This window comes from Pseudomonas putida, assembly GCF_026625125.1.
GTDB lineage: Bacteria > Pseudomonadota > Gammaproteobacteria > Pseudomonadales > Pseudomonadaceae > Aquipseudomonas > Aquipseudomonas putida_X.
In genome coordinates this window covers 57161-69765 of record NZ_CP113097.1, presented here as the reverse complement: position 1 = coordinate 69765, position 12605 = coordinate 57161, and the positions used below count along the sequence as shown (strand labels likewise).

Annotated in this window: 8 protein-coding genes; 2 read left to right on the top strand and 6 right to left on the bottom strand. The window is 55.9% G+C overall.

Annotation, left to right across the window (positions count from 1 at the left end):
• The first annotated feature begins 20 nt into the window (after nt 1–20).
• Nucleotides 21–1298 (top strand): DUF2254 domain-containing protein, encoded by a 1278-nt coding sequence (locus tag OSW16_RS00320; protein WP_267819904.1) that lies wholly within the window; start codon nt 21–23, stop codon nt 1296–1298.
• A gap of 331 nt (nt 1299–1629) precedes the next feature.
• On the opposite strand, the gene OSW16_RS00315 is transcribed toward OSW16_RS00320, so the two are convergent.
• Nucleotides 1630–4002, bottom strand: a complete 2373-nt coding sequence (locus OSW16_RS00315; protein ID WP_267819902.1) for a TOTE conflict system archaeo-eukaryotic primase domain-containing protein — start codon at nt 4000–4002, stop codon at nt 1630–1632.
• 187 nt (nt 4003–4189) lie between these two features.
• Nucleotides 4190–4618, bottom strand: a complete 429-nt coding sequence (locus OSW16_RS00310) for a helix-turn-helix domain-containing protein (RefSeq protein ID WP_267819900.1) — start codon at nt 4616–4618, stop codon at nt 4190–4192.
• Nucleotides 4619–4802: 184 nt separating this feature from the next.
• Between OSW16_RS00310 and OSW16_RS00305 the strand changes: the two genes are divergently transcribed.
• Nucleotides 4803–5144, top strand: a complete 342-nt coding sequence (locus OSW16_RS00305) for a YkvA family protein (protein WP_267819898.1) — start codon at nt 4803–4805, stop codon at nt 5142–5144.
• Nucleotides 5145–5326: 182 nt separating this feature from the next.
• Here OSW16_RS00305 and OSW16_RS00300 read toward each other — a convergent pair whose 3' ends face one another.
• The 4 genes from OSW16_RS00300 to OSW16_RS00285 are packed head-to-tail and all read right to left on the bottom strand — an operon-like array spanning nt 5327 to nt 12111.
• Nucleotides 5327–6529, bottom strand: coding sequence for a DUF3322 domain-containing protein (locus OSW16_RS00300; RefSeq protein WP_267819896.1), 1203 nt, complete (start codon nt 6527–6529; stop codon nt 5327–5329).
• Nucleotides 6526–9912 (bottom strand): ATP-binding protein, encoded by a 3387-nt coding sequence (locus OSW16_RS00295; protein WP_267819894.1) that lies wholly within the window; start codon nt 9910–9912, stop codon nt 6526–6528. The genes OSW16_RS00300 and OSW16_RS00295 overlap by 4 nt, the downstream gene beginning before the upstream one ends.
• Nucleotides 9905–10660, bottom strand: coding sequence for a DUF4194 domain-containing protein (locus tag OSW16_RS00290; protein ID WP_267819892.1), 756 nt, complete (start codon nt 10658–10660; stop codon nt 9905–9907). The genes OSW16_RS00295 and OSW16_RS00290 overlap by 8 nt, the downstream gene beginning before the upstream one ends.
• Complete coding sequence (locus OSW16_RS00285; protein WP_267819890.1) at nt 10657–12111, bottom strand: DUF3375 domain-containing protein; 1455 nt, start codon at nt 12109–12111, stop codon at nt 10657–10659. The genes OSW16_RS00290 and OSW16_RS00285 overlap by 4 nt, the downstream gene beginning before the upstream one ends.
• Nucleotides 12112–12605 lie beyond the last annotated feature (494 nt).

Genomic DNA, 12605 nt, shown 5'->3' with positions numbered 1-12605 from the left:
GTCTTTTGAAGGTACTGCACATGATTGCGCGTTGGCGTTGGGTAGCGGGACAACTTACCAAGCGACTCTGGTTCAGAGCCACGCTGTTCTCCCTTCTGGGTGTAGCGACTGCGTTGCTTGCCATCGTGTTCAGAGATTTCATCCCGCACACCTTGCCAACACGCATCGGCGCAGATGCTGTGGACAAGATTCTCGGGATCATTGCCTCCAGCATGCTGGCTGTCACCACCTTCTCATTGAGCACGATGGTCACCGCTTACGGGGCCGCCAGTAGCGGAGTGACACCCCGGGCCACGACCCTCGTCATGGAGGACACCACTACCCAGAACGCCCTGGCCACATTCATCGGATCGTTTCTCTTCAGCCTGGTTGGCATCATCGCACTGAGTACCGGCCTCTACGGCAGCCAGGGGCGTGTCGTGCTTTTTGCGGTGACGCTAGCTGTCGTGGCGCTGATCATTTACACACTGCTGCGCTGGATCGATCACCTTTCCAAACTGGGACGGGTCGGAGAAACCATTGACCGTGTGGAAAAAGCAGCGATGGATGCCATAGCACATCGCGCTCGCTGGCCCTATCTGGGTGGCTCAGCGTACCCGATGGATCTTGTACTTCCGCTGTCCGCGCAAACAGTTGCCAGCAACCAGACGGGCTACATCCAACATATCGATGTGCAAGCCTTGAGTGCCATTTCCAAAGCGCTACAGATGCGGATTTATATGGAAGTCCTCCCAGGGAGTTTTGTGCACGTCGGTATGCCGGTGGCTCGCGTTGTACCATTGAGTGGCGAACACCCTGATGAGCAAAGCCTCAACGACCTGCTGGCGACGTTGACCATAGGCACCCGAAGGACCTTTGAGCATGACCCGAGGTTCGGGCTATGCGTGCTATCGGAGATCGCGTCCCGCGCGCTGTCGCCGGCGGTCAATGATCCGGGCACCGCTATCGATGTGATTGGCCGGGGCCTCAGGACACTGACGCACTGGGGCAAGGCCCACGTTTACGAGCCGGAACAGGGAACAAGCTGCGAGTGGGTTCACCTGCGAGCATTGACGGTGGATGATCTGTTCGACGATTTCTTTGCCCCTATCAGCAGAGACGGCGCCGCCCTTCTAGAAGTCGACCTTCGATTGCTCAAGGCCCTGGTCAGCCTGGCCCAGATAAACCCCGCGCTTTTCGGGCAGAGTTGCATCAGGCATGGCGACCAGCTTGTGATGCGTGCAGATGCTTCACTCACACTCGCGCATGAAAAAGATCAGCTGAGGGCGGTTCACCTGAAACTCAGGAAGCTTGATTGAACACGCCCAAAGCAAAAAGCCCGCTTACGCGGGCTTTTTGTTGAGAACAACCTGATGTCGATGGGCACATAAATTGTCATGGCTCCCCCCGAGAAAATGGGGGTTCCACGTGGAACATGGGCGCCATAAATGTCGCGTGCGGAACCGAATTCGTGTCGTATGGCGGCTTCCTGGCCCTATTAAATGTCGTTTCAAAACCGGCCTCTTCACGCTAGTAGAATACGTACAGACGACAGAAGCATGTTTCGCTACAAGCCACCATTTAGCCACAGGCCTCCAAGCATGCGGAAACATACGCCCACACCAACGAGGGCGGATCAGGTACCCCATCCTAGAGCAGTTTCATAGTAGCTAGGGTATCCATCATCCGGTACCCCATCGTCCTGTAGCCCATTTTGCGCTTTTCCCACATCCGCATTAATGCGACGTTGCCCTCATCCACAAAATCGATGACTTGTACGTCAGTCTTGGCAGTGTGCGCTCGATGCAACCGACCGGTGTACTGCTGGAGAATTCCTCGCCAGGAAATGGGCATAGCCAACACGAGAGTATCCAATGCAGGATGGTCAAATCCCTCACCAATCAATTTTCCGGTAGCAAGAAGCACACGAGGTGCGTCTTGAGATAAGGACTCAAGCTCTGAAAGCCGAGCTAACCGCTGCTTCTTAGGCATTCGCCCATGGAGGGTGTAGAGGTTTTCGACATGTCCCTTCAGTGCATGCTCTAGAACATCTACATGCTCGGTGCGCTGTGTCAACACGAGTACTTTTCTACCTTGGTCATACGCGGAACAAACGTCCGAAACAATCAGCGCGGTACGCCCCGTATCATCAGCAAGAGTTTTGAAGACGTCCTGTATCCCCGCACCGTCAGGTAATGGGATCGGACCTGAGAGCATTCGAGGAATGACTGACAAATCATGGGGAGCGCTTTCTGGTCGAGCGGCAGTATGCCGAATGGGACCGCACTGCATGAAAATGATTGGCTGCTGCCCATCTCGACGGATGGGTGTAGCGGTCAGCCCAAGCACATAGCGCGCGGGGGCGCTCCTCAGCAATGCTTCAAAAGACACCGCCGAGAGGTGATGGCACTCATCGACAATGACCTGACCGTAATTTTTGATCAGATCGCTGATTTCACCTTTCCGCGAAAGTGACTGCATCACAGCAATGTCGATCTGCCCAGTTGTCTTGGGCTTCCCACCGCCAATCGTACCGACGACCTCTTTGCCTACGCCCAAGAATGTTTGTAACCGAGCTTGCCACTGTCGAAGCAGTTCTGTGCGGTGCACCAGCACCAGCGTGTTGACTCTACGCCTGGCGATGAGTGCGGCAGCAGTTACTGTTTTGCCAAACGCGGTAGGGGCGCAGAGTATCCCGGTGTCGTATGGCATCAAAGCGTGGATCGCCGCGTCTTGATCTGGCCGTAAACTACCTAAGAAATCAACGTCGAGACTGACGCCAGCAAAGCGTTCATCCTGTAGCTGCGGGGTGATTTTGTACTCATTTAACAGGTCCAGTACCGAATCCCAGCAACCCCGGGGAATCCCAATATGCTGAGGAAAATTTTGTGCACAGCCGATGACCCTGGGCTTGTTCCAGACTGATAGGCGCATGGCCTGTGCCTTGTAAAAGTCAGGATTTTGAAAAGCAGCGAGTCGGATTAGCCTGTTAGCCAAGGGTTGAGGCAGCTGCGATTTTTCAAAGTAAATCAGGTTTGCCAGCGTGACCTTAAGGGTAGCTGGCAGAGAGCAGGTCAACGACTGGGATGTTTGCTCACGTTGTTTCCATGGCTCGGCTTCGTTCTGCTCGTCGACAAAAGCAACACCCAGTGGATCGCGATTGCCCATAGCTTGATTGACAGCGGGCTGGATACCTTCAGGGCTCATCCGTCGAACCGTGGCGAGGAACCGCCATTGGTCAGAATATGGCTCCAAGGAATCATCGACAAAGACACTGTGATTGTTACCCCTGGCTCGCTTTTGCAGTGGCAAAGCAATCAGGTTACCGAACCCACCCTTGGGCATGAAATCCTGATTCGGGAAAAGTCTGTCGTACGAACTGAGTGACAGTTGCCGGGTGCGCTCGCAAGCATGGCTAATGATCGCGGCCCCCAAACGGCGGGCATCAATCGCAGGCACTTTGTCTTGGAAGAAAATCCACGCGTGAGCCCCATTTCCAGAACGCGAGACTTCCAGTGCTACGGGGACATCGAGAGAGCGAGCAGCTTGCACAAAGGCCAGTGCATCTTCTCGCCAATCAGCCTCATCGAAATCGACAGCTAGGAAATGACACGTATCATCCGAAAGCAACGGGTAGACGCCGACCACAATGGCTCCGGCTAAGTGACGATAAATGACATCATCGCTCACCGGCAGTAGCTGACGCTGCCCACAATCACTGCACTTGATGCGTGGTTTTTCGCAGATTCCCGGTCGCCATTCATTGGCGCAGGCGGGTGCATAGCCAGACTTGCCGCCTCTGCTTTCCCAGCGCAACGGGTAAGTATCAATACGGCCCTTGAACAAGCTGCGGAAAAGGGCGAGTTTGCTACCAGTATCAAGACTGGTGAACGACTGATTACCCTCCACCGGTACACATACAGGCTCAGCTGGAAGCTGCCACTCAATGCGATGTGCTTCAAGCAAAGCTATCAGTCGAGCATTTTCAGCACGTAATTTCGCCACCAGCGTGGAATCGGTCACCGCTTCGGAGCCTCAGCCATTGATAGATCGCTTTAGTATCGTTCAGGCTATCAGCAGGGGAAGGGCGGATCAAACAACCACGGCATAGCAGTCGGAGCAGAGTGCAACTCATGCCCAGGCAAGCATCAATCTGCCTAGGCGCTAGAAAGAAGAATACCTAAGGCGCGGCAGGCACGGCGAGCAGGCTTCATTTCTTGAATATGGACGAAATGTAAGAGCTGACTCCCCCTATGGCGATCCCAGAAAGCGCTCCTAATCCAATCAATGAGAGCTTTGATATCTGGCTGCTGCCTGTCACCCATTGATCCAGGTTTGCCTTGATCTCCTCCTCTGAAGGTAGTTCACACACAACCTGGATACCTTGCTTCTCCAAACCAGCGACTCTGTCATCGACAACCTTCATCAGCTCCCAAAGCTTGATATTAAGTGCCACAGAAGCCCTACCCAAATTTTCTAAGGTGCATGCTCTGCCGAGTTCCATTCTTCCCCACGTTGATTGGGTCAGACCGGCAATAGCGGCAACCGACGCTTGGGTCATTACGCGTCGTTCGCGCTCTTCGCTCAGTACTGCCCCGATGACCGACGCATACGTCGCGCTCTTAATTGGAAGGCTCATGACCGTCTCCTAGCCATTCAGTCGCGGCAGCATAGCACGCAATAGTTGGAACTCAAATAAACACTACCAACCACAAAAATACATTACAACCCACTTGACGGGTTACAGCTCTTTGATCAATTATTTTCTCACCATGAGCAGATCCTGCTGCCATGGCTTACCAAAGCTCATAGGAGCCGCAAAAATGACCACAGCCGAATTTAGCTCGGATGACTTCAGTCAAGACAGCTTCTGGAAGAAAGTGACCAAGTATGCAAAGAAAGCGGGGCGTGAGGTTGTTCAGAAAGCGCTTGAGATCTACTACATCACGATTGATGAGAAGACCCCGATGAAAGTCAAAGCGATTGGCGCCAGTGCGCTGACATATTTTGTATGCCCGATTGATCTCATTCCTGACGTCGCCCCGGTCGTTGGCTATAGCGATGATTTGGGGGTGCTAGTGGCTGCGGCAGTGGCCTTAACTCCCTATTTCACGGATGAAATTCGCCAGAAAGCCAACCAAACATTTGAGGCTTTCTTTGATTGATCCATGCATGTGCTACGTGCCAGTCCCAGACTGGCCGTAGCGATACCCCAGCCAAAAAGTATCGGTTCAGAGGCCGTCAAACGACAGACTGAATTCGGATGAACCAATCGTGTGAACTCTGATTGATTGGAAACTCCAGCCTAAAAGCGCACTCCATTCAGAAAAGCTTTTTCTGGCAAACCTCAAGCCTTCGGAACGATCCTGGAGAACCCGAGCCAGCTAGCCAGGAACTGCTCGACAAAATCCTGGGACAACCTCTCCTGCTCCAGTCGGCCAACCCCAAATTGACTAGAGCGAAGCTCATCAAACAGGGTCTGCTCGGCAGGGGTCAAACCGTACTCCGGTAGCTCAGCTGGTAGCTCTTCGCATACCCCTCGCTCAACGTGGGCGATCAGCGTCTCGCGATCCATCATCACGGCTTCAACATGGGGCTGCCTCAGCCGGGCATCGGATAGGAATTTCAACCCCCACGTATCGAGATCTCCCCAGTAACCTATGCGCTTGCTCTTCAACCAGTCGGCTTGTAACCAGGCGGTGTTTGCACCTCCGCCGAACACCGCAATAGTGTCCGGTAACTCAGAAAGTCCATAACCAGCCTGTAGATTCTCAACCACCAGTACGTTCTGAGCAGGCAACGGATGGGTCATCAGTTGCTCAAAGGACAGCCGAACGAGATCAAGCCCAGCAAGGCGACCTTTCACGTCAGGGCAAAGTGGTTTCACGTGAAGCCAGTTGGATGGCGTGGCGCGGCAGCCTAGCCAAGCCTCTAACCCGCCATGAGCGGAAACCTCCTGGTCGAGCATCGTATCCAACAGAGCGGCAATTAGGCTCTGGTTCAGCTCCACGAACTTGGTATCCACCTTCTGGAGTGGCAGGGCCCGCAAGTATCGACGCTGGCCCATTCCACGCTGGAGTTGTGGCAGCAGGCAGGCCAGCAAATGGATGTCCGTCATGGAGAGCTTCTCCAGCTCTCCAAGCTGCTTGATGAGGGTAGTGAACAGAGCCTTATCCAACGAGAGCAACGGCTCCATTCGCTCCGCCCAGCCCCTGCTTCGTTCAACAGCCTCAGCCCCCAGCGCAGCGATGAGGGCTTGCGTTGATTCGATCTCCAACCTGACCGGGACTTCGCACTCACCCAGTTGCCGAAATCGCTTCGTCACCCATGCAACTTGATGCGGCCACGGCCATTTCCGCCAGGCCGCGATATAGCCATGGAAATGGTCAAGATCCTCAAGCGCCTGGCTACCGGTTGGCGGCTTCAGCAAGCAAGGAATTGGGAAAGGTCGCGCCCCTAAGAGCCGCTCCCGCAGCCGGCCTGTATGTTCCCACTCCAGTCGGCGCAGCTCCTCAACAACGTCATCTGGAAGTCGTCCCCAATCCCTCACAGAGCTGGCTCCACTTCGATCCCCAGTGAACTGGCCACCTTTTGCAGACCCTGCTGTTCATGACGCGCCAGCTGCTCGTCAATTTCCTCCCAGGTGACCTCGCAGAGCCGACTCTCATGCTTGTCCTGGTCACGCTCCGCGATCAACAGCGAGCGCGCCGATTCACGTGCAAGGTTGAGGTTCTTGTATGGAGTAATCAGATTCACGTGGATCTTCAGTTCTCGGAAGACCTTGAGCACCCGACGACTCACCGCCTCGGCGGTATTGGAGAAGGCCTCATCCAGGAACACGGTGCAGTAGAGCGGACGGTCGCTGCCATCGGGCGTCAGTACGTAAGCCAAGCTTGCGGCTACGATGGTGCCGGCAAACGACTCCTTTTCCCCGCCTGATTTTCCGCTGGAAGACTCCAGCACATCGCGTACCTTTTTGCTGCCTTTCTCAACCTCCTCGGCGTAGAAGGACAGCTGGTAGCGCGAGTCCAACAATCGCAGGCTCTCTAGGTTGCCCGAGGTCGCAGGATTGGTGGCCTTCTCCAGTTTCTCGATCAACTCCTTCAGCTCAACAAAGCGAGCCTCATGATCGTCACTTCCGGCTCGTGCCAGCACGCGCATTAACTGGCCATTGAACGCTTTCACGTGTTCGAAGAGTTCTGCCCGGCTTCCCAGACGAAGGTAGGTTCCCTGCCTAAACTCTGTGCGCTTCAGGACATCGTTGATCGTTTCGATTCGATCCTGGATGTCCTCACGTTCGGCCTGAATCGTTTGACTGATTCGCGCCAGTGACTGGGTTGCGTTGCGGTTCAAGCGCTCTCGGAAACGCTCCACCAGGTCTGGTAAGCCCTCCTGTACCAAGTGGGTCAGGTGATCGAGATACTCCTCCAGACCATCGACGCCTGCGAGCCAATCATTGGCGATGAGCGGCCATTTCGCCTTGAAATCGGAGACAATTCCGCTCGCTTTAGTAGAAGCCCTAACCTCACGGGTTTGGGTTCGCTTTCGCGCGTCTTCCGCCTCTGAACGATGGCGACCTTCAAGCTCTGCAACACCATCCAAGTCCTCAAGATGTAGCTGCCCAACACGTAGGATGAGCAACTCACGTACTTCATTCGTCAACCCAGCCTTAGCCTGCTCGAAAGCTTGGTCCAGCTGCTGGTTCGCCTGAGTCACATTGCTATCCAGCCCACCAATCCTTTTGCTGACAGCACCCTTCTGCTCTTGGATCTCTTTAAGTTCAGCTCCAGCCTGCTCCCACCGTGCCTTTGCCACCCCCAGCTCGCTATCAGGCTGCTCAAGCGCCCCTAGATCCGTCTTCAGCGACTGCATCCGATCTTGAGCTGACTGGACATCAATTGCCGCCCACGTGAGCTGGGCGATGCGCTCCCACACGCGTGTGTGCTTGTCGAGGTCGTCCATGGCCGTGCGCGCATCCGCTGTCAGCTGGGCCAACTTTTTGACCTCTGCCTCCAACTCGACACGATCCTTCCTTAACGCCGCTAGACGCCCCTTGTTACTGAATCCCAAACACCAGAAACGCGGGTTATCAATGCGCTGCTGGTCCTTCTTCTCAAATCGCCCTTTATCCAGATGCACCAGGCCCTGGATGGTCATCGAGAAGTCGGTCTGGTCCAATATTTCGGTCGATGCCACACAGTGCAGGTCGAAACGCGAGAGGTGCTTTTTCAGCCAATCACGATAGGGGTGCGGCTTCCAATCCAGCATTTTTAGAAAGCCATCTGGCAGAAACTCAGCAACCTGCGGCTGCTGGTTCAGCCGAACAACCTGCACCCTGACATGGAGCCCCGTGTGGCGAGTGTTCAGCCACTTGGTCACCAAGCGATATCGCTCATCAGGCACCAGCAGCGTGGTGCGAAGCCCTCCCAGCGCCCGTTCAATAGCGCCTTGCCAAGGTCGATGCGCCTCCAGGACAGCGATCAACTCGCCAACGAAAACAACCTCCGCAGGATCAAGCGACAAGCTCTCTACCAGTTGGTCGCGAAGCTTCTGATAGGAAGGTTCAATGTTGGAGTCAGGTCGCGACTCCATGTCTTCGATCTCGCCTGCCAGTTCCTTGAGCTGCGTTTGCTCACGGGACAGGTTCGCTGCCGACGAGGCGAACTGATCCTGGCGCGCCTGACGTAATGCCGGCATATCCGCCAACTCCGTTTGCGCTGTCACCTGGTTTTGCTTGAACACGTCGAGCGACAGCGTGTCGGGCAAACCAAGGACTCGTGCGTCCATCTGATACCGGCGCGCATCGCGCACGCTGTCGTCATGCACCTGCGTCGCCGCTTTCAGGTCTTTCCGCAGTCCCTCCAGTCGCTCACCACCTTGCGACTGGTAGGCATGGAACAGTGCCTGTACCCGCCCCGTCGCTTGCTCCTCCAAAGTGCCAAGGCGGGTCATCTCCTCTGCCAACTGAAACAGTTCCGCCTCGTATTGCTTCAGGCGCAGCCCCCACAGTCGAGAACACTGTTCGCCAAAGTAGACCGGCAGGCCGGCTAGCTCAGCTAAGATCCGCCGCATCTCCTCCCTGGCCTGATTCAGCGCTTGGCTGGTCTCTGGCAACTCAATCAGAGCATCCCGCTGGCGCCGAGCATCATCGAGTTCGCCATGGACGCTGACCAAGTCATCGAATTCACTGACCGCAAGCCGGGCATGCTCCTTGACCTGACTGGGCTCTAGGACCAGATCTCGAATCAAGCTGGTGAGGTCATCAATCTTCTTCAAACCCAGCGCCCGGGAGAGCAGGGCAGGAGCGTTACGGTTCTCCATGCGCAGGAGCCGCACATAGGTCTCTTGATACTCGGTAAACGAATCGAATGCCTCGACCAGCGGGTCCTCTTTGAGGTGTTGCTTCAGCACACGGGCATTGCCCTCACCGAAGAGATGCAACAGCTCATCCAAGCGCACATCGCGCTTACCCACCACAAAAAGGCGTTTGAGGTCGTTGAGCGAGTTGCTGGCCTGGGTAATCCAGAACAGGGCCGCCAAGGTGACCTTCGAACCATCGTCCGCTTGGTACAGCGCCCGAAGCCCCGTTGCGGTCGCCCCTGAGCGTTTCAGCAGGGTAGCCGTCTCGTTGCCATCATGGGCCTTGCCATAGTTTCCTCGCACATAGGACATCAAGGTGCGATCCGTACGGTCCCCTTGAGCAGCCGCGATGTTGAACGACGCCTTGCTGGAGGGCAGCAACAGCGCCATCAACCCATCAATGAGTGTCGACTTACCGGCACCGTTGTCACCGGTAATGAGGGTTCCCTCGGGGTCTATCTTCGCGGAATGCAGGCCATGGAAGGAGCCCCAGTTGTATACCGACAGCTCGGCTAGACGGATCTGACCAGTGCTGAACAACTCACTCAGACTTACCTCGCTTGCCTCAAGCATCCTGCACCTCTTCGCCCGTTTTGACGCCCGCATCACCAGCTAGGCGTTCGTACTCTTTCAATAGACGTTCAAGAAAATCGGCATTGACGACATAGCGGATCACCGAGGTGATCTCAAACCGCTCGTCATCCCCACGAACCGCAGTGATGAGACGCTTATCTTTCAACAAGGCGAGCGATCCGTTGAGTGTCCTCCGCTCGGAACGGGAGCTGTAGGTCAGCGGCAAAAAGGGTGTCATCAATGCTTCGATCCGCTCGATATCGATGATGATCTTCTGTTCGCCCGCTGTTTCTCGCTCCTGGTAGTACTTGCGCAGCACCAGCAACAGCAGCGTGTCATAGAGGCTGAGCGTGCGTTTGTTGATTAGGCGTGACGCTTCGTCAGCCTCCTCGTCCTGCTCTGCCACCTCCTGCTGGAGCAGGATGGCAATGCCGGCCTTCATGTCCAGCAACATGCGCATGAACATGTTGCCCAAGTGCTCTGCAATAAGGCCCTCGTGCCGGCACAGCGCTTCGAACGCCAGACGTTTGCTATCGGCCATCACCACCCCTTGGCGGAGTAACAGCACCAGGGCGCGCCGGGCTTCTAGTGGCATGCCGACTTCAGCCCCCCCAACGACGGGCGGCTCAACCGGGGCATCCTCAAACGTCTTCACCTCACCGCTGACTGACGGCGTTTCAGGGCGAATCGTTCGATACTGGTCAAACAGGGCAGGGGCCTGTTGGGAATGCTGCTCTTCCTCGTTCATAAGGCGAGTTCCTCCAAATCCGTTGGAAACTGCTCGGCGGACATAAGCAAAGAGGGAATGTTGGCCCGAATCCCATTGCCGGTCCGATCCACTACCACCAGACTTTCTGGGTGTTCCAACACTACAGCGCTGACTGCTTTGGCGATCCGCACGTGCGCCACCAGCTCTTCCAACCCTCCGGTGATAGGGCGGTGACTGACGATGCTCGCCACCGTCATCGGGCCGTGCTCAGTGAGCAACTGCTTCACATCCTGGGCCACTTCCAGCACCTTGACCGTGTTGAGGTGATCCAGCATGCCGAGACTGGCAACGTGACTATTGGTATTTGCGGCCACCTGCCGGGTATCTAGGCGCTCTTCAGGTAGTCGTAGGTGAATACTGGACGGAGAACGCACACGCAGACTGCCCGTGGGGAGATCCACAGCCACCGGCTCGCGCAGGCTCAGCTCCTGTTCCTTGAAATTCACCGCCAGCCGCTCCAGTTGGCGAAGCAGTCGTTCGACCGCACGGCGCTCTTGCTGAACGCCGCTTTCCACAAAAGCCCGCAGGCTCTCCTCGGTCCGGCGCCGGACCTGGAATACCCGCTCACTTTCCTTGCCCAACTCGCGGACCAGATGGGATAGGTAACGAAGTTCGTCTGATTTCAGATACTGGGATGCCGGGCGTGCCAAGATCGAACGGATTTGCTCACGGAATTCAGTGATTCGATTCTGATCACAGAGCAACTGATAGAAGCCGTCGAAGGCCTGCCCGGCATCGGTCTGGAGCAGTTCACCTTCATGCTCTATCAACGCCTTCACCACTTCACCGCGCCCAGACTCCGACTCGATCATGCGGATACGCATGCGCTGATCGAGTTGGCGAATTTCGTCCTCCAGCCGACGAAAGTCGCCCGTGAGCACTGACGTCAGGTGATACAGTCCCCGGATGCGCTCACGCTGTTCCGGCGCGCTCAGCTCTGGCACCTCGCCCATCTGCAAACGCTCAATTTCCAGATCGAGTTCCTGCCGGCGGGCAGTGAGCAGAGTGATTCGCTCTTCCGGGTTTGGGCTCAGGGCGACAGCCAAATCTCGTACGGCGTCTTGCACAATGCGCAGGTGCGAGGCCGTGGCGTTACTGTCTCGCTGATCCAGGCTCTGGACAAAGCGTAGTGCCAGCTCGAAGGCATCGGTTCGGGCGAGCTTGTCATCAAGCTCACGCAGCCAGCCCGCCTGGATCCATTGGCGCAGATAGGTTCCCGAGTTGTCGTGCAGGCCGTAAGCCTCCTGCCAGAGGGGCAGCTCAGCCTCCAACGCAGCCCGTGCTTTCCCGAATGGGACCTCGCTGTCTTGAGCAAAAAGATCACTGATGAACGCAAGAACGATGGGCGCATTCTCTGCATGCAGTAAACGCCACGCTTGGTGCTCCGCGAGCAACCGCCTGAACCGCGCCTGCTGCTCGTGTAAGCTCATCGACACCTCCTTGTGCTTCAAGCCAGATTGGGTGCTGGCGCAGACGATCCAATCCCACTATGCGTACCATGACAGGAAATCAGGGTTCGCTTGCTCAGATAATCACAGCATGGCTGATGCGCCCAATTAGATCTAGCACCATGCGTGTCTCGACTTCGGTACGCAACCAATCAACCGGGCGCTCTCCCGCTTAACTTTGACCGAAGTGGAAATTAACTTTCCCACCTACAGCAGCCAAGCAGCCAAGCAGCCAAGCAGCCAAGCAGCCAAGCAAGGATGCGGTTTGTTTCGATGAAGCCGCAACGATGTTCCATCACATCACCCATAAAACCCACACTAGGGCTTGGAGCCTGGTGTGTATCGCTATGACTAGGCTACGCCACAAAGAAAAACCCCGACACTAAGGCCGGGGTTTTCCCTAGAAAGCGACAGTAACTCGCCCACTTGCGACACTTAATGTGCCCATCGACACCTGATGTAGGTTCACAAAATAG

Excerpts from the sequence above, each read along its gene's own strand:
- OSW16_RS00320 (WP_267819904.1), top strand. The coding sequence starts at position 21 with ATGATTGCGCGTTGGCGTTGGGTAGCGGGACAACTTACCAAGCGACTC.
- OSW16_RS00310 (WP_267819900.1), bottom strand. The coding sequence starts at position 4,618 with ATGAGCCTTCCAATTAAGAGCGCGACGTATGCGTCGGTCATCGGGGCA.
- OSW16_RS00305 (WP_267819898.1), top strand. The coding sequence starts at position 4,803 with ATGACCACAGCCGAATTTAGCTCGGATGACTTCAGTCAAGACAGCTTC.
- OSW16_RS00295 (WP_267819894.1), bottom strand. The coding sequence starts at position 9,912 with ATGCTTGAGGCAAGCGAGGTAAGTCTGAGTGAGTTGTTCAGCACTGGT.
- OSW16_RS00290 (WP_267819892.1), bottom strand. The coding sequence starts at position 10,660 with ATGAACGAGGAAGAGCAGCATTCCCAACAGGCCCCTGCCCTGTTTGAC.
- OSW16_RS00285 (WP_267819890.1), bottom strand. The coding sequence starts at position 12,111 with ATGAGCTTACACGAGCAGCAGGCGCGGTTCAGGCGGTTGCTCGCGGAG.